The following is a 15,711-nucleotide window of genomic DNA, read 5'->3' on the forward strand; positions in this document are numbered from 1 at the left end:
CCGATGCGGTTGGAGAAGATCAAACTTGCCGGTTTCAAATCCTTCGTGGACCCCACGACGGTGCTCTTCCCGAGCAACCTGTCCGGGATCGTGGGGCCGAACGGCTGCGGCAAATCGAACGTCATCGACGCCGTGCGCTGGGTCATGGGCGAAAGCTCCGCCAAGATGCTGCGCGGCGAGTCCATGGCCGATGTCATCTTCAACGGTTCCACCAGCCGCCAGCCGGTGGGTCAGGCAACCATCGAACTCCTCTTCGATAACGCGGATGGCGGTGCCGGGGGCGAATACGCCCAGTACGCTCAGATAGCTGTCAAGCGCCAGGTCAGCCGCGACGGCCAATCCAACTACTTCCTCAACGGCGCCCGCTGCCGGCGCCGGGATATTCAGGATCTCTTCCTCGGTACCGGTCTGGGCCCCCGCAGTTACGCCATCATTGAACAAGGTACGATCTCGCGCCTCATCGAGGCACGTCCCGAGGATCTGCGGCTCTTCCTGGAAGAGGCCGCGGGCATCTCCAAGTACAAGGAACGCCGCCGCGAGACCGAGACCCGTATCCGCAACACCCGCGAAAACCTTGACCGCCTCAACGATCTGCGGGAGGAGGTCGCCAAGCAACTGCTGCACCTGGAACGCCAGGCCGCCACGGCGGAGAAATACAAGCACCTCAAGGAAGAAGAGCGCCTGCTCGACGCCCAACTCAAGGCCCTCCGCTGGCGGGCCCTGGACCAGGATCTGCGTCAGCGCGACGTGATTCTGGATGAGAAGGAATTGGGCCTGGATGCCGACCTGGCCCGCCAGCGTCACCTGGAAGCGGACATCGAGGCCAAGCGTGCCCATTTTGCCGAGGCCTCGGACCACTTTAATGGTGTTCAGGGCCGTTATTACGCCGTGGGGGCCGAGATTGCCAGGCTGGAGCAGGGCATTCAATTCGCCCGCGAGAACCGCCGCCGCCAGGAGGTCGAGTTGGCTCGTCTGGAACGGGAAAGCGCGGATGCCGCGGGCCTCCTAGAACGTGACCAGGCAGCATTGACGGATCTGGACCAGCGGCTGGCCCAAGACGAGCCGGCACTCCTGGCCGCGGAAGAAGATCGCGAGGCCGCCCTGGAACGCGTCGAGGTAGCGGAAGCGGCCCTCAAGACCTGGGAAGCCCAATGGGATGACCTCAATCGCGAGGCGGCGGGCCCGGCCCAACAGGCCCAGTTGGAGCGTGCCAGGATCAATCATACGGAACAGCGCCTGGGTCAGGACCGGTCCCGTCTGTCGCGTCTGGTAGGGGAACTGAGCCGCCTCGCTACCGATGAACCGGAAGAGCAGATCGAAGCCCTGGAGGAGCGCGAGGGGACCCTGAACGGCGAACTGGCGGCCTTCGGCGGTGAGCGTGACCGGCTGGCGACGGCCCTGGGCGAGCTAGAGGCCGAGCGGCGTGACCTGACCGCCCGTCTGGACGCGGCCCGTACCCAGCTTCAGGCGGCCCGGGGCCGCCAATCCGCCCTCACCGCCCTCCAGGAGGCGGCGGTCGCCGACGGCGATGGTGAGACCGCCACTTGGGTGGCCGCCCAAGGCCTGGTCAAGGCCCCCCGGCTGCTGGATGAACTCAAGGTCGAGCCCGGCTGGGAGCTGGCGGTGGAGTCCGTTCTGGGCCTGCAGCTCAAGGCCATCTGCACCCCGGATATGACGCGCCACGCCGGGGCCCTGGCGTCCGCCAAGGGTGCCATGGCCCTCTTCGACACCCAGGCCCCGGCTGGCCCACAACCGGCGCCCGGCAGCCTGTTCGACCAGGTCGCTTGCCCCTGGCCCCTGCAAGGGCTCCTGGATGGCGCGCGGCCGGTCGCGACCCTCACCCAGGCCCTGGCGGAGCGCCCGGGGCTCTTGCCTGGTCAGGTCCTGGTCACCCGGGAGGGTATCCAGGTCGGTCCTAACTGGCTGCGCGCCCCGGCCCAGGACCACCCCCTCGGCGGCGTTCTGGTCCGCGGCGAGGCGCTGAAGGCCCTGGAGCACCAGATTGCCGATCTGGATTCTCAGGTACTGGCCCTGGTCGAGGCCCAGGAAGAGACGCGCGACCGCCGCCGCGCCCTGGAGGCCGAGCGCGAGGCCCTGGGGACCCGGGTCGCGGATCTGAATCGGGCCATCGCCCAGGTCCGTGCCGACCTTACCGGACGCCGCGCCCGCCTGGAACACCGTAACGAGCGCCGCCATGCCCTGGAGTCGGAGGGACGCGAGTTGCAGGAGTCTCTGGAGGAGGCCCTGGAGGACATGGGGGAATCCCGCGAGCGGCTCCATGCCGCCCTGGAGGCCGTCGAGATCCACACCGAGCGGCGCGAGGCCCTGTCCAGTCATCGCGAGGGTCTGCGCGCCGAGGTCGCCACGGCCCGTGGTCAGGAGCGGGACGGGCGCGAGCGGGAGCATCGACTGCGGGTCGGCATCGAGTCCCGTCGTGCCAGTCGCGAGGCCATAGCGCGGGGTCTGGAGCGTGCCCGTGAGCAGGGTGACCAGCTCATGGAGCGCGCCACCGAGGTGCGCGAGGCACTGGAGGACTTGGTCGAACCCCTGGCGGACCAGGAGGAGCGGCTCGAAGAACAGCTTGGCCTGCGCCTGGAGGCGGAGGCGGCCCTGAGCGCGGCCCGCGATGGCATGGAGGCCCTGGACCAGGGGGTGCGGGCCTTGGAACAGGAGCGCCATCGCGTGGAGGAGGCCATCCGCGTTGCCCGCGCTACCCTGGACGGTCTGCGTCTGGAGCGCCAGGAGCGCCTGGTTCTGCGCCGCACCCTGGAGGAACAACTCCAGGCCCAGACCTTTGATCCCCTGACGGTGCTGGGCGCCCTGGAGGACCCCGCCGCGGACGCAACGGAATGGCAGCGGCGTCTGGAGCAGGTGACCCAACGTGTCGCCCGCCTGGGCAACATCAACCTGGCCGCCATCGACGAATACCAGGCCCAGTCCGAGCGTAAGTATTATCTGGACGCCCAGCACGATGACATCTTTCGCTCACTGGAGACCCTGGAGACGGTGATCCGCCGCATCGACCGCGAGACCCGGGGCCGCTTCAAGGACACCTTTGACCAGGTCAATCAGGGCCTGCAGCAGCTCTTCCCCCGCCTCTTCGGTGGTGGTCATGCCTATCTGGAATTGACCGGCGAGGATCTGCTGGAGACCGGCGTCTCCGTCATGGCGCGCCCGCCGGGCAAGCGCAACTCCAGCATCCAACTCCTGTCCGGCGGCGAAAAGGCCCTCACCGCCGTGGCTCTGGTCTTTGCCATCTTCCAACTCAACCCGGCGCCCTTCTGCATGCTCGACGAGGTGGACGCCCCCCTTGACGACGCCAATGTCGGGCGCTTCTGCGAACTGGTGCGCTCCATGTCCGATCAGGTGCAGTTTATCTTTATCAGCCACAATAAGATCACCATGGAGATCGCCGACCACCTGATGGGCGTCACCATGCACGAGCCCGGGGTCTCCCGCCTGGTTGCCGTGGACGTGGAGGAGGCGGCCCGCCTGGCGGCCAGTTCGTGAGACCCTAACCATGCCCCGCACCCCCTCGACTGCCGCCCCTCACGCCCCGGGCCGCTCCAAGAGCAGCCGCCGCTGGCTCGATCGCCACTTCAGCGACGAATACGTCAAGCGCGCTCAGAAAGAGGGCTATCGCTCCCGCGCCGTCTTCAAGCTACTGGAGATTCAGGAGAAGGATCGCCTCTTGGCCCCGGGCATGCGGGTCGCCGACCTGGGCGCCGCCCCCGGGGGTTGGAGCCAGGTCGCCGCCCGTCTGGTGGGTGACAAGGGGCACCTGGTGGCGCTGGACCTCTTGCCGATGGACCCCTTGCCGGGCGTAACCCTCATCCAGGGCGATTTCCGTGAGGAGGAGGTGCTGACCCAGTTGCGGGAGACCCTCGCCGGCGAGCCCCTGGATCTGGTGCTCTCCGACATGGCCCCCAATATGAGTGGCACGGCGGCGGATCAGCCGCGCCTCATGTATCTGTGCGAACTGGCGCTTGATTTCGCCGTCCAACATCTGAAACCCGGAGGTGCACTGGTCATCAAGACCTTCCAGGGCGAGGGCTTTGATGACTTCCTGAGAACCCTGCGCCGGCATTTTCGCCAGGTCGCCAGCCGGAAGCCCAAGTCGTCCCGCCGCGAGAGCCGGGAACTTTATCTGGTGGCCCGGGGCTTCGTGCCCACGGGCTTTGTTTCAGGTTAGGTTGGCCCCATATTTCCCGGGTATGATGCGGTATCGCCGCATATTTTTTGCCTCAGCCGAGGCGCGAGAGGGTAGCAGCCGTGAATGATATGGCGAAAAATCTCCTGCTCTGGGTGGTCATTGCGGTCGTCCTCATGTCCGTGTTCAACAATTTCACGGCCACTAAGACGGTGCCAAAGTCCATGCCCTATTCCGACTTTATCGATCTGGTGCGCCAGGGCGATGTCAAGTCGGTGACCATCAGCGGGCGCACGATCGAGGGCGTCAAGGAGTCTGGCGAGCGCTTCTCTAGCTTCGCCCCGGATGACGACGGCCTAGTGGGCGAGTTGCTCAAGAACAATGTCGCCATCAGTGCCCAACCCCCGGAGAAGCCGGGCGTGTTGATGTCCCTCTTTATCAACTGGTTCCCGCTCCTCATTCTGGTCGGGCTCTGGATCTTCTTCATGCGCCAGATGCAGGGTGGCATGGGGGGACGCGGGGCCATGTCCTTCGGCAAGAGTCGAGCGCGCATGTTGTCCGAGGACCAGGTCAAGGTTACCTTCCAGGACGTGGCCGGGGCCGACGAGGCCAAGGAAGAAGTTACGGAGATCGTGGATTTTCTCCGTGACCCCAGCAAGTTCCAGAAGCTCGGTGGCAAGATACCCAAGGGCGTGCTGATGGTGGGACCACCCGGCACCGGCAAGACACTGCTGGCACGGGCCATTGCCGGCGAGGCTAAGGTGCCCTTCTTTACCATCTCGGGCTCCGACTTCGTGGAGATGTTCGTTGGCGTCGGCGCCTCGCGGGTGCGCGACATGTTCGAGCAGGCCAAGAAGCATGCCCCCTGCATCATCTTCATCGACGAGATAGACGCCGTGGGCCGCCATCGCGGCGCCGGCCTGGGCGGTGGTCACGACGAGCGCGAGCAGACGCTCAACCAGTTGCTGGTGGAAATGGATGGCTTTGAGGGCAACGAGGGCGTGATCGTCATCGCCGCCACCAACCGCCCGGATGTGCTGGACCCCGCCCTGTTGCGGCCCGGTCGCTTCGACCGCCAGGTGGTGGTACCCCTGCCGGACGTGCGTGGGCGTGAGCAGATCCTCAAGGTCCACATGCGCAAGATCCCCGTGGCGGACGACGTCAAGGCCTCCGTTATCGCCCGGGGCACGCCGGGTTTCTCCGGCGCCGATCTGGCCAACCTGGTCAACGAGTCAGCCCTTTTTGCCGCTCGCGGCAACAAACGGGTGGTGGACATGGAGGACCTGGAGAAGGCCAAGGACAAGATCATGATGGGCGCAGAGCGCCGCTCCATGGTCATGTCCGAGGATGAAAAGCGCCTCACCGCCTATCACGAGGCCGGGCATGCCATCGTCGGGCGCCTGGTGCCGGAGCACGACCCGGTGCACAAGGTCAGCATCATCCCCCGTGGCCGGGCTCTGGGTGTCACCCTCTTCCTGCCGGAGGAGGATCGCTACAGTTACACCAAGCAGCGGTTGGAGTCGCAGATCTCCAGCCTCTTCGGGGGGCGTATCGCCGAGGAGATCATCTTCGGGGCTGATAGCGTCACCACCGGCGCCCAGAACGACATCCATCGCGCCACCGACATTGCCCGCAACATGGTCACCAAGTGGGGCCTCTCCGAGCGCCTCGGGCCCCTGACCTATGGTGAGGACGAGCAGGAGATCTTCCTCGGCCATTCAGTGACTCAGCACAAGAATGTGTCCGACGAGACCACCCACGTCATCGACGAGGAGGTGCGCAACTTCATCGACCGCAACTACGAGCGCTCCCGGCGCCTGATCACCGACAATCTGGACAAGCTGCACGCCATGGCGGCGGCCCTGATGAAGTACGAGACCATCGATCACGAGCAGATCGACGACATTATGTCGGGCAAGCCGCCGCGACCGCCCCGTGACTGGATCGAGGACGAGGGGCGGCGACCCCGGGGCGGCACCCATGCCGGTCCTGACGCGGCCGCCACGGGCGAGGGGCCCATCGGGGGCCCCGCCAGCGAGCATTGAGCGGAACGGCAGCCTCGGCGCCCGAAGTTGGCCAGGCGCGATTCATGCCCCACGGCATCCCTCGGGCCCGGTGACTGATCCGGCCTTGCAAACCTTTGGCCTTCTTGACTGTGGCGGCCGGTCCCTGGACTTGAGCCGCCCGGTCGTGATGGGCGTACTGAACGTCACCCCGGACTCCTTTTCCGACGGAGGCCTCTATGCCAACCCCGATACCGCCCCGCGCCAGGGCGAGCGACTGGCTGCGGAGGGCGCTGACATCCTGGATGTGGGCGGTGAATCCACCCGTCCCGGCTCCCGCGGCGTCTCGGTTCAGGAGGAGATCGATCGGGTGGCCTCGGTCATTGAAGCCCTGGCCACGCGTCTGGCATTGCCCATTTCCGTCGATACCAGCAAGCCCGAGGTCATGCGCGCCGCCGTGGCCGCTGGTGCCGGTCTCATTAACGATGTCCATGCCCTGCGCCGGCCCGGGGCTCTGACCACGGCGGCGGCGTTGGCGGTCCCGGTCTGCTTGATGCACATGCGGGGCACGCCGGCCTCCATGCAGGAGGCCCCGGTCTATGCAGACCCCGTGGCCGAGGTTGCCGACTTTCTGTGCGAGCGGGTCCGGGTCTGCGAGGGCGTTGGCATTCCGCGTCAACGCCTGATCCTGGATCCCGGATTTGGCTTCGGCAAGACCCTGGCGCACAACCTGGCCTTGCTTGGGGGCCTGGGGCGGCTGGCCGAACTGGGTCTGCCCCTCCTGGTGGGCCTGTCGCGCAAGTCCATGATCGGCGCCCTCACCGGGCGTGAGGTCGATGACCGCCTCGCCGGCAGTCTGGCCGCGGCGGTGCTGGCGGTGGAGCGGGGGGCGATTCTGATCCGGGTCCACGATGTGGCCGCCACGCGAGACGTCGTTAAGGTAGCCTGGGCCCTGATGCAGGCCTCGGGCGAGAACTGAGGGGGAGAGGAGAGCGCGATGCGCAAGTATTTTGGCACTGACGGCATTCGGGGTCGGGTAGGCGAGGGGAATATCACCCCGGACTTCATGGTCAAGCTGGGCTGGGCGGCGGGCCGGGTCCTGGGCCCTGGTCGTGGCAGTAAGGTACTGATTGGTAAAGATACCCGCATCTCAGGCTATATGTTCGAGTCCGCTCTGGAGGCGGGGCTGGCGGCGGCTGGCGTCGATATCCGGCTCCTCGGCCCCATGCCGACTCCGGCCATCGCCTATTTGACCCGCACCCTGCGCGCCGCTGCGGGCATCGTCATTAGCGCTTCGCATAACCCCTACGATGACAATGGCATCAAGTTTTTCTCCGCGGGGGGCGACAAGTTGCCGGATGAGGTGGAACTGGCCATCGAGGAGGCCTTGGATCAGCCCTTGATGACGGTGGACTCCGCCTCCCTGGGCAAGGCCCGGCGCGTCGAGGACGCCCCCGGGCGCTACATTGAGTTCTGCAAGAGTACGGTTCCCTCCGCCCTGTCCCTCAAGGGGCTTAAGCTGGTGGTGGACTGCGCCAACGGCGCCACCTATCACACTGCGCCCTGTGTTTTCGAGGAACTGGGGGCCCAGGTCACGGCGATCGGGGTCGATCCCGATGGCTTCAACATCAATCGTGGTGTCGGCTCCACCTCCCCTGAGCGGCTGCGGACCATGGTCCTCAAAAAGAAGGCGCATCTGGGCATCGCCTTTGATGGCGATGGGGATCGGGTGCTGATGATGGACGCCCAGGGCCGCCTGGTGGATGGCGACCAGCTTATCTTTATCATAGCCAAGCAACGCCAGTCCCAGGGCACCTTAGGGGGGGATGTGGTCGGGACCCTCATGAGCAATCTGGGCTTTGAGCACGCCTTAGAACGCCTGGGCATCGGCTTTTCCCGCACCCGGGTGGGCGATCGCTACATTATGGAGCGCCTCAAGCGGGATGGCGGCCTCCTTGGCGGGGAGCCCTCGGGCCACATTATCTGCCGGGACCGGACCACCACGGGTGACGGTATCGTCGCCGCCCTCCAGGTTCTGGAGGCCCTCGTGGAGTCCGGCCGGCCCATCGAAGAGCTGGTGGCCGAGGTCGAACTCTATCCCCAGATCCTCATCAACGTCCGCCTTGACGAGCAGCGGGAGATCGTGGGCCTGCCCGCCATGCAGGCGGCGGTCGCCGCCGCCGAGCGGGAACTCGCGGGCCAAGGCCGCATACTCCTGCGCCCCTCCGGCACCGAGCCCCTGATCCGGGTCATGGTCGAGGGCGATGACCCGGTCAAAGTCGAGACCATCGCCCAGCGGTTGGCGGACCTGGTGCGGGAGTTGATCTGAGTGGCTATTGTCAGCAAGAGCGCCTTGGTTCACCACTCCGCCGCCCAGATGTTCCAACTGGTCAGGGACGTCGAGGCCTACCCTGGTTTTCTGCCCTGGTGCCAGGCCACCCGCATTCTCAGTCGGGAGGAAGGCCGCCTCTGTGCCGAACTGGTGGTGGCCCGAATGGGCATTCGTCAGACCTTCTCGACCTGCAATCGCTTTGTCGAGGATGAATGGATGGAGTTGGATCTGTTGGATGGGCCCTTCAAATATATGCGGGGGCGCTGGAGCTTTCTCTCCCTCCGGGAGGATGCCTGCAAGGTTGCTCTGACCATGGACTTTGAATTCGCGGGGGCCCTGATCGACAAGGCCTTTGGCGCCGTCTTCCACCAGATCGCCAATTCCCTGGTGGATGCCTTCTGCAAGCGGGCGGACGAGGTGTATCGTGGCTGAAGAGGGGATTCAGGTGGAGGTGGCCTATGCCCGGCCGGACGCCCAGGCACTCCTGTCGGTGACCGGCGACCCGGGCATGATGGTGCGCGAGGCCATTGAGCGTTCTGGGGTTCTGAAGCGCTTCCCGGAAATCGATCTTGCAATCAATAAGGTGGGTATCTTTGGCAAGCTGGCCAAGTTGGACCAGCTCTTAGTCAGCGGCGATCGGGTCGAGATCTATCGCCCCCTGATCGCGGACCCGACGGCTCAACGCAAGAAGCGGGCGGCGGCGGGAAAGGCTATGCGCAAGGGTGGGGGGGAAGAGGGCGCGGACTGAGGAATGGGGCCGCGAGTTGCCCTGCTAAAAGGCGGTGATCCCTTCCGCCTTTAAGCCCTTGCCCTCCCTTCCCCCGCGCCCCTGATGGCCGAACCAGGCCTGCTCGGCGCGAGGGGCGGGAAGGAGAAGATGCGGAGCTATCAGTAGCCACCCTTGCGGGCTATGTAGGGCAGCCCGGCGACACGGTTACCCTGCTTGCTGGGGGCCAGGGGGAAGAGCTTATAGAGGTCCTTGCTGCTGACCGTCTTGCCCCACCGCTTGCCCATGTCCTTATTGATCTGACGCTCCATCGGCTGGTTGCCGTTGTCGTTCTGAAATTCGTCCCGCAGATATTCCAGAACGTCCCAGTGTTCCTGGGTCAGTTCGATCGCCTCGATGGCGGCCAGCGCCTGGGCCACGTCCCTGTCCCAATCTTGATAGTTGACCAGATTGCCGTTGTCATCGGTCTCGATGGTCCTGCCGTTAACTTCAATGGCCATTGTTGTGTCCTCTCGTCAAGGTGTGCCGCTATAGCGGCGGAATAACCGGGCCCTGATGGGTGCCTTAATCCCTGTCTGGCTTGGCTGGCGGGGTCGCCCTCGTCGGCAAGCCTGTTAATAGCCGCTAATTTTATGAAATTGCGCGGCGTTCGTCATCCATCCTTCAAGGCCTTGAGCGAGCGGGAGGCCCGGAATATTTGACCGCACCCTTCATGATCCCGGCCAGAGGTTTGCCGCTCCGCGTACCCCCGAGGCGTCGCCGTACCGGGCCGGTAGGAGGCGGGTGGCCACCTGATCCGAGAAGATGTGCGCCCCCCAGCGGGCGGGCACGTTGCGATAGAGTCGCTCCAGCCTGGATAGGCCGCCGCCGAGCACGATGACGTCCGGGTCGAGCAGGTTGATCACCCCCGCCAGGGCTCGTGCCAGGCGGGCCTCATAGAATTGCAGACTGCCCTCGCAGGCCGGGTCACCAGTGGCCGCCGCCAACCCGATGGCGACAGCGTCCAGTGTCCCTCCCTGCCGGCGCGCATGATCCGCCGCTAGCCCCGGGCCGGAGAGATATGTCTCGATGCAGCCGAGGCGCCCGCAATAACAGGCTGGCGAGGGCAGGTCCTGGGCCTCCGGCTGGGGCAGGGGGGAGTGCCCCCACTCACCGGCGATGCGGTTGATGCCGGTCAGCAACCGGCCATGGGCCACGATGCCGCCGCCGACCCCGGTACCCAGAATGGCCGCGAACAGGGTGGGGGCGCCGGCGCCGGCGCCATCGGTGGCCTCGGAGAGTGCCAGGCAATTGGCGTCATTCTCCAGCCGGATGGGACGCCCCAGACGCGTCTCCAGATCCTGTTGCAGCGGCTGGCCGTTCAGGCAGGTGGAATTGGCGTTGCGGACGAGCCCGGTCCGGGGCGACACCGAGCCCGGGATGCCGATGCCAACCTGGGCCCGGTCACCCAGCGCCTCCTCCGCCGCCCGTACCAGGCCCAGGATGGCGTCCTGGGTCCCCGCATAATCCCCTTTTGGGGTCCAAACCCGCTGGCGCCAGAGTTCCTGGCCCTGGACATCCAGGGCCACTCCTTCGATCTTGGTCCCTCCCAGGTCAATGCCGACGCGGATCATGACTCAATGATGTCTGGGTGAGGGCCTGAAAGCAGTAGCCCGGCGCTGGGCCGGGCGGAGGGGGCTTAGACGCAACCCGTGGGCTTAGGCAGGCCGCCCCATTTGCAGATGAGCTTCATGGGCCCTTTCTTGAAAATATCGTAGAGTTCCTTGGTGGAAATATTGAGTTCCTTGGCGAATTTTCGGATGGGGGGGACAACGCCATCGTTTTCGTACCTGGCGCGGGCTTCGCGGATGTAACTCATGATCTGATCGTCGATCTCGAATTCATCGGCCTTAGCGAGTTGGATGGCGATTTCCTCGCTCCAGTCGTCACGATTGATGAGAAAACCTTCGCCGTCCACGGGAACGCTGACTGTCATTTAGTGCCTCCGGTTAATATTTGGCTGGAAAACCCTGGGATGTTAGAGCCTAAATTGGGATCTTGGCCACGGATTCCAATCCCGGGGCCTAGCAAGCCTCCGCTTGCGAGCCTGCTGTCATGATGGCGGGGCGGTACCCAGGGCGATCCTTAGGCGGCCCGCGCGGCGCGAGCGGCTTCGATGGCCTCCAGGACCCCATCCCAGAAGCGGAGGCGGGCGCAAAGCGCCTCCTCGGCGGCGGTTTCGGCCTCATTAATCTTGACGGGATCCTGGTCGCAGAGTATTTCCAACATGCGCAGTGATATAGGCCCGTGGAGCTGCCCATCGAGATGAATGTGGCGCTCCAGGTAATAGTGGAAGCTGGGGGCCTGATCCACCCCCATCCGGCTCAGCTCTATGAAGCGGCGGAACATGTCCGGGATTATCTGCTCGCGACCCAGGGCGAGGGCGGCGGCGACCTCGTGGGGTTTGTCGTCGCGGATGAAGGCGAAAGTGGTCTCGGAGAAATAGCGGGCGGGGAGGGGGACCAGGTCCGAATAGAGGGCCTCGTCAACGCCGCGCTGCCGCACCTGGTCGAGGAAACGGGTCGCCAGCTCGCCGTCGCCGCCGATCTCCGTCAAGGCCCTGACGTAGAGTTCGAAATGGCTGGCGTAGCCGGCCTCGCCGCCGCTGTGGGCAATATCCGACTCTTCCTCCAGGACCAACTGATTGATGAAATGCCGCAGCGCGGGGTCCCCCTGGGGCATCCAGGGGACCTGGGTGGGGGCCAGGTGCCGCTGCAGATACTTGACCAGGGACATGAAATCCCATACCGAGAAGAGGTGGTGCCCCATAAAGACCCTCAGGTCGTCACGGGTTTGCAGGGATGCGTAAATGGGATGACTGGCCAGCCTGTCCCGCAGGGGGAGCAGATGGTCGAGATTGAGTGCCGTCATGCTAATGTTCTCCGCAGGCCGCCCGAAACCGCCCGAAACCGCCCGGCAACCAGACTGGGATCCTGATCGGGACTGGATCGGGAAACAAGTTTCTCCGCGATCATAAGTAATTGCAAATATACCTTGGAGGTCCTGCCCCCCGGAAAAGATGGGGATGGGGGCCGAATCTGTTAAGCTTTTCGCCCGGTGATGCCGGTACCCGCCGGCCAAACACGTCTTGAACCTTGAGATGAACACCGCCTACCCCCTCGCCTTTGTGATCGGCTTACTCAGCGCTATGCATTGCTTAGGGATGTGTGGGGGCATCGCCGGGGCCCTGAGCCTCCTGCCCCCGGCGGGAAAACGCGCCGAATGGCCGGTTTTCCTCGGTTTCCTGCTGGCCTTCAACAGCGGCCGGGTCTTGAGCTATGCCCTGGCGGGGGCCCTGTTCGGCTCTCTCGGTGGCGCTCTCCTGGGCACGGGTCACCTCTGGCTCCATGATGGCTTGCGCTGGCTCGCAGCGCTGGTCATGGTCGGGGTCGGGCTCTCGATCGCGGGCTGGCTACCACGCCTGGACCGGATCGAACGCCTGGGCGAACCCTTGTGGCAACGTCTGGAGCCCCTGGGGCGGCGCTTGCTCCCCGTGGATTCCCTACCCAAGGCGACCCTTTATGGCGCCATTTGGGGCTGGCTCCCCTGCGGGCTGGTTTATACCATGCTCCTTGGCGCACCAGCCCAGGGGGGGCCTCTGGCGGGAGCCCTCTACATGGCCCTCTTCGGTCTCGGCACCTGGCCCGTCCTGATCGCCACCGGGCTTTTCGCGGGTCGCCTTCATCGCTTCGCGGGTGATGGGCTCCCACGGCTTCTGGCAGGCCTGTCGGTGGCTGGACTCGGGCTTTTTACCCTGACCTTCCAGGGCTACAATATGGGCGCAAATGGCTGATGCCTCCGAGGTCCATCTGGTTGCATTGAACCGAACCTGTTAATTCTTGGAAAAATCTGGTGGAACAGGTCATGACTGAATCCGGGCCCCAAAGACTGATCGGCGACGCGCCGGTTTTTCGCCGGCTCCTGAATGCCGCCCGACTCGTGGCGGCCACGGAGGCCAGCCTGCTCCTGATGGGCGAGGACGGGACTGGCAAGGAATCCCTGGCGCGAGAGATTCACCGGCTCGGTACCCGGCGGGAGGGTCCCTTTGCGGTGGTGCGGGTCGCCGGTCTGACCCAGGAGGATACCGTGGTGGCCCTGGACGGGGCCTTTTTCGCGGCCCGAGGCGGCAGCCTCTTTGTGGATCAGGTAGGGGAACTCACCGCCAGTGGTCAGGCACGCCTCCTGCGCTGGCTGGAGGGGCTGGCGGAAGAGGTGCGGGTCATGGCCGCCAGTCGCCAGGATCTTTGGGATCTGGTGCGCGTCGGTAGCTTTCGGGATGACCTCTATTATCGATTGTGCGTTGTTCCCCTCGAATTGCCACCCTTGCGGGAGCGCATCCAGGACATTGGGCCCCTCCTGGAGCTTTTTTTGACCAGCGCCGCCTTGATCCACGGAGTTGCCCGACCCCGGTTTTCCCTCACCGCCCAGCGCCAATTGCGTCGCTATGCCTGGCCGGGCAACCTCCGCGAGTTGCGCAACTTCTGCGAACGCATGGTCATCCTCTGTCCAGGTCGCGATCTGGGGCCCGACAACCTGCCCCCGGAGATCCGCCAGGGCGGCGTGGTCGGGGAGGATGGTCCTGGCTTTAAGCTCCCGGCCTCTGGCATCAAGCTGCAGGATTTGGAGATCGACGTCATCCGCCAGGCCCTCGCGCTGTCGGGAGGCAACAAGAGCCGCGCCGCCCGCCTGCTCGGTCTGACCCGAGATACCCTGCTCTATCGCCTGAACAAGTACCTGATCCGCGCCTAAGCCCCGCTAGCCGCCCCTGGCCTGGCGGAGGCGCCCGAAGGCAGGGACACCGCCCCGCCTAATTGATTGAACCCGTGATGGGGCAGTCGGCCATGCCGTCGAAAATGGATTTGAGGCCCTCGGAATTCAGGGAGCCATGTACCTCGGTCTCCAGGTATTCCTGCTTGTTGGCCTCGGACTCGAAGTAGATCTTGATGCTACTGTCGCCGCTGCCCTCGATGATGAAGGGGGCCTCTTCCAGGTTCGTAACATCGTTGAGGGTGATGGGGTCGCGGGTGAAGGTCATCATACTGGTGGATCTCCGTGTGGTTTTCTCGGGGCCCAGGGCCTGAGCGGTCCCTGGGATGGGTTGTGTACTCGGCGCTGGTCACGCCTGGGTCCGGTAAACCCAAGACTTAGGTATTTTGGGTATCAATGGCGCCTTTCCTGGTCGAGGGAGGTGCCTGGAAACCTTAGATGGGCAGGGCGCCGCGCCAGCCGGGCTTGGCCAGGAGCATCTGTACCGTGCCCAGGTCCCGCTCCCGGAACCCGCCCTCGCAATAACTGAGATAGAAGTGCCACATACGCAGGAAGCGTGTGTCGAAGCCGAGCCCCCGCACGGCATCGAGACGGCCGAGGAAGTTGTCCCGCCAGCGGGCCAGGGTCTCGGCATAGTGGGGGCCAATATCTTCCAGGTGGACGGTACGCAGATCGCAGGCCCGGGTCATGGCGCCGGCGAGGGCGGTCACGCTCGGCAGGAAGCCGCCCGGGAAGATGTGCTTCTGAATGAAATCGACCTCCTTGAGGGCCGCCTCGTAACGCTGGTCGGCGATGGTAATGGCCTGCAGCAGCATGGCCCCCGCCGGCTTGAGCAGCCGCCCGCACTGGCGGAAGTAGGTCTCCAGGTGCTCGGCGCCCACCGCCTCTACCATCTCGATGGAGACCAGCTTGTCGAATTGGCCCTGCTGATCCCGGTAGTCGCACAGGCGCACCTCGACGCGGTCCGCCAGTCCCGCCGCCGCGACCCGCTCCCGGGTCAGTGCCAACTGCTCTTGCGACAGGGTGAGGCTGGTTACCCGGCAACCGTGGCGGCCGGCGGCGTGGAGGGCGAAGCCACCCCAACCGGTGCCGATCTCCAGCACCTCATCCCCGGGCTTCAGCTCCAGTTTGCGGCAGATGCGCTCCAGCTTGGCGGTGGAGGCCTCCGCCAGGGTCATGTCCGGGCGTTCAAAGACCGCGCTGGAGTACATCAGAGTCTCGTCCAGCCAGAGGCGGTAGAAATCATTGCCCAAGTCGTAATGGGCGGCGATATTGCGGCGGCTACCGAGGCGGTCGTTGCGGCGGGCGCGATGCAGCAGGGCGCGCAGGGGGGCGGAGAGTCGGGCGAGCCCCCCTTCCATGTCCATCATCGCCGGCCGGTTGCGCAGCAGCAGGCATACCAGGCCGGTCAGATCCGCGCAATCCCAGTCGCCCGCCATGAAGGACTCGCCGGCGCCGACGGTGCCGCCAAAGGCCAGGGCCGGCCAGAAGGCGGGATGGCGTATCTCGACCTGAATCAGGGGTTCTCCGGTGCCAAAGCGCCAGTCGCGTCCGGCTTCGCGCACCAGGAGTTGGCCAGACCGGAGACGAGCCAGCTTGTCCAGGACCAACCGACGGGCCAGGGCCTGGAGGGCGGAGGCGCGCCGGGGCGCCGTCAGGGGGAGAAGGGCGGTAAGAATCTCTTCGTGCATGC

The 15,711-nt window shown here is 65.2% G+C and carries 15 protein-coding genes; 9 read left to right on the plus strand and 6 right to left on the minus strand.

What is annotated here, in order from left to right; translation table 11 throughout:
* Positions 1 to 3: 3 nt before the first annotated feature.
* The 7 genes from smc to IPN92_07340 all read left to right on the plus strand — a co-directional run bounded on the left by smc (position 4) and on the right by IPN92_07340 (position 9,233).
* Positions 4 to 3,510, plus strand: coding sequence for a chromosome segregation protein SMC (smc, locus tag IPN92_07310; GenBank protein ID MBK8638092.1), 3,507 nt, complete (start codon positions 4 to 6; stop codon positions 3,508 to 3,510).
* Positions 3,511 to 3,520: 10 nt separating this feature from the next.
* Positions 3,521 to 4,192 (plus strand): 23S rRNA (uridine(2552)-2'-O)-methyltransferase RlmE, encoded by a 672-nt coding sequence (gene rlmE, locus IPN92_07315; protein ID MBK8638093.1) that lies wholly within the window; start codon positions 3,521 to 3,523, stop codon positions 4,190 to 4,192.
* A gap of 89 nt (positions 4,193 to 4,281) precedes the next feature.
* Positions 4,282 to 6,195, plus strand: a complete 1,914-nt coding sequence (ftsH, locus tag IPN92_07320; protein MBK8638094.1) for an ATP-dependent zinc metalloprotease FtsH — start codon at positions 4,282 to 4,284, stop codon at positions 6,193 to 6,195.
* Between the two features lie 148 nt (positions 6,196 to 6,343).
* Entirely contained in the window at positions 6,344 to 7,132 is a 789-nt protein-coding gene (folP, locus tag IPN92_07325) for a dihydropteroate synthase (protein MBK8638095.1), read from the plus strand.
* A gap of 18 nt (positions 7,133 to 7,150) precedes the next feature.
* A complete protein-coding gene (gene glmM, locus IPN92_07330) occupies positions 7,151 to 8,482 on the plus strand; it encodes a phosphoglucosamine mutase (GenBank protein MBK8638096.1) in 1,332 nt (443 codons plus the stop codon).
* Positions 8,483 to 8,917: a type II toxin-antitoxin system RatA family toxin gene (locus IPN92_07335; protein ID MBK8638097.1), complete on the plus strand. Its 435-nt coding sequence runs from the start codon at positions 8,483 to 8,485 to the stop codon at positions 8,915 to 8,917. It begins immediately after the preceding gene.
* On the plus strand, positions 8,877 to 9,233 hold the full coding sequence (locus IPN92_07340; protein ID MBK8638098.1) for an RnfH family protein: 357 nt from the start codon (positions 8,877 to 8,879) through the stop codon (positions 9,231 to 9,233). The genes IPN92_07335 and IPN92_07340 overlap by 41 nt, the downstream gene beginning before the upstream one ends.
* Positions 9,234 to 9,373: 140 nt before the next feature.
* Here IPN92_07340 and IPN92_07345 read toward each other — a convergent pair whose 3' ends face one another.
* The 4 genes from IPN92_07345 to IPN92_07360 form a co-directional block, all read right to left on the minus strand.
* Entirely contained in the window at positions 9,374 to 9,712 is a 339-nt protein-coding gene (locus IPN92_07345) for a TusE/DsrC/DsvC family sulfur relay protein (GenBank protein MBK8638099.1), read from the minus strand.
* Positions 9,713 to 9,922: 210 nt separating this feature from the next.
* Complete coding sequence (locus IPN92_07350) at positions 9,923 to 10,825, minus strand: ROK family protein (protein MBK8638100.1); 903 nt, start codon at positions 10,823 to 10,825, stop codon at positions 9,923 to 9,925.
* A gap of 65 nt (positions 10,826 to 10,890) precedes the next feature.
* Positions 10,891 to 11,187, minus strand: a complete 297-nt coding sequence (locus tag IPN92_07355; GenBank protein MBK8638101.1) for a TusE/DsrC/DsvC family sulfur relay protein — start codon at positions 11,185 to 11,187, stop codon at positions 10,891 to 10,893.
* A gap of 149 nt (positions 11,188 to 11,336) precedes the next feature.
* Positions 11,337 to 12,122 (minus strand): DUF3050 domain-containing protein, encoded by a 786-nt coding sequence (locus IPN92_07360; GenBank protein ID MBK8638102.1) that lies wholly within the window; start codon positions 12,120 to 12,122, stop codon positions 11,337 to 11,339.
* Between the two features lie 229 nt (positions 12,123 to 12,351).
* Here IPN92_07360 and IPN92_07365 point away from each other — a divergent pair, with 229 nt between their 5' ends.
* Both IPN92_07365 and IPN92_07370 read left to right on the plus strand, forming a co-directional pair.
* Complete coding sequence (locus IPN92_07365; GenBank protein MBK8638103.1) at positions 12,352 to 13,044, plus strand: sulfite exporter TauE/SafE family protein; 693 nt, start codon at positions 12,352 to 12,354, stop codon at positions 13,042 to 13,044.
* Positions 13,045 to 13,115: 71 nt separating this feature from the next.
* Positions 13,116 to 14,000, plus strand: a complete 885-nt coding sequence (locus IPN92_07370; GenBank protein ID MBK8638104.1) for a sigma-54-dependent Fis family transcriptional regulator — start codon at positions 13,116 to 13,118, stop codon at positions 13,998 to 14,000.
* Between the two features lie 58 nt (positions 14,001 to 14,058).
* On the opposite strand, the gene IPN92_07375 is transcribed toward IPN92_07370, so the two are convergent.
* Complete coding sequence (locus IPN92_07375) at positions 14,059 to 14,289, minus strand: hypothetical protein (GenBank protein ID MBK8638105.1); 231 nt, start codon at positions 14,287 to 14,289, stop codon at positions 14,059 to 14,061.
* A gap of 163 nt (positions 14,290 to 14,452) precedes the next feature.
* Positions 14,453 to 15,709, minus strand: a complete 1,257-nt coding sequence (locus tag IPN92_07380; GenBank protein MBK8638106.1) for a class I SAM-dependent methyltransferase — start codon at positions 15,707 to 15,709, stop codon at positions 14,453 to 14,455.
* Between the last annotated feature and the right edge of the window lie 2 nt (positions 15,710 to 15,711).

The organism is Chromatiaceae bacterium (genome assembly GCA_016714645.1).
Lineage (GTDB): Bacteria > Pseudomonadota > Gammaproteobacteria > Chromatiales > Chromatiaceae > M0108.

Bases quoted from the DNA above. Each gene is read 5' to 3' on its own strand.
- IPN92_07345 (MBK8638099.1), bottom strand. From the start codon at position 9,712: ATGGCCATTGAAGTTAACGGCAGGACCATCGAGACCGATGACAACGGC.
- glmM (MBK8638096.1), top strand. From the start codon at position 7,151: ATGCGCAAGTATTTTGGCACTGACGGCATTCGGGGTCGGGTAGGCGAG.
- IPN92_07370 (MBK8638104.1), top strand. From the start codon at position 13,116: ATGACTGAATCCGGGCCCCAAAGACTGATCGGCGACGCGCCGGTTTTT.
- IPN92_07350 (MBK8638100.1), bottom strand. From the start codon at position 10,825: ATGATCCGCGTCGGCATTGACCTGGGAGGGACCAAGATCGAAGGAGTG.
- IPN92_07355 (MBK8638101.1), bottom strand. From the start codon at position 11,187: ATGACAGTCAGCGTTCCCGTGGACGGCGAAGGTTTTCTCATCAATCGT.
- IPN92_07380 (MBK8638106.1), bottom strand. From the start codon at position 15,709: ATGCACGAAGAGATTCTTACCGCCCTTCTCCCCCTGACGGCGCCCCGG.
- IPN92_07360 (MBK8638102.1), bottom strand. From the start codon at position 12,122: ATGACGGCACTCAATCTCGACCATCTGCTCCCCCTGCGGGACAGGCTG.
- ftsH (MBK8638094.1), top strand. From the start codon at position 4,282: ATGGCGAAAAATCTCCTGCTCTGGGTGGTCATTGCGGTCGTCCTCATG.
- rlmE (MBK8638093.1), top strand. From the start codon at position 3,521: ATGCCCCGCACCCCCTCGACTGCCGCCCCTCACGCCCCGGGCCGCTCC.
- smc (MBK8638092.1), top strand. From the start codon at position 4: ATGCGGTTGGAGAAGATCAAACTTGCCGGTTTCAAATCCTTCGTGGAC.
- IPN92_07375 (MBK8638105.1), bottom strand. From the start codon at position 14,289: ATGATGACCTTCACCCGCGACCCCATCACCCTCAACGATGTTACGAAC.
- IPN92_07365 (MBK8638103.1), top strand. From the start codon at position 12,352: ATGAACACCGCCTACCCCCTCGCCTTTGTGATCGGCTTACTCAGCGCT.
- folP (MBK8638095.1), top strand. From the start codon at position 6,344: ATGGGCGTACTGAACGTCACCCCGGACTCCTTTTCCGACGGAGGCCTC.
- IPN92_07340 (MBK8638098.1), top strand. From the start codon at position 8,877: ATGCCTTCTGCAAGCGGGCGGACGAGGTGTATCGTGGCTGAAGAGGGG.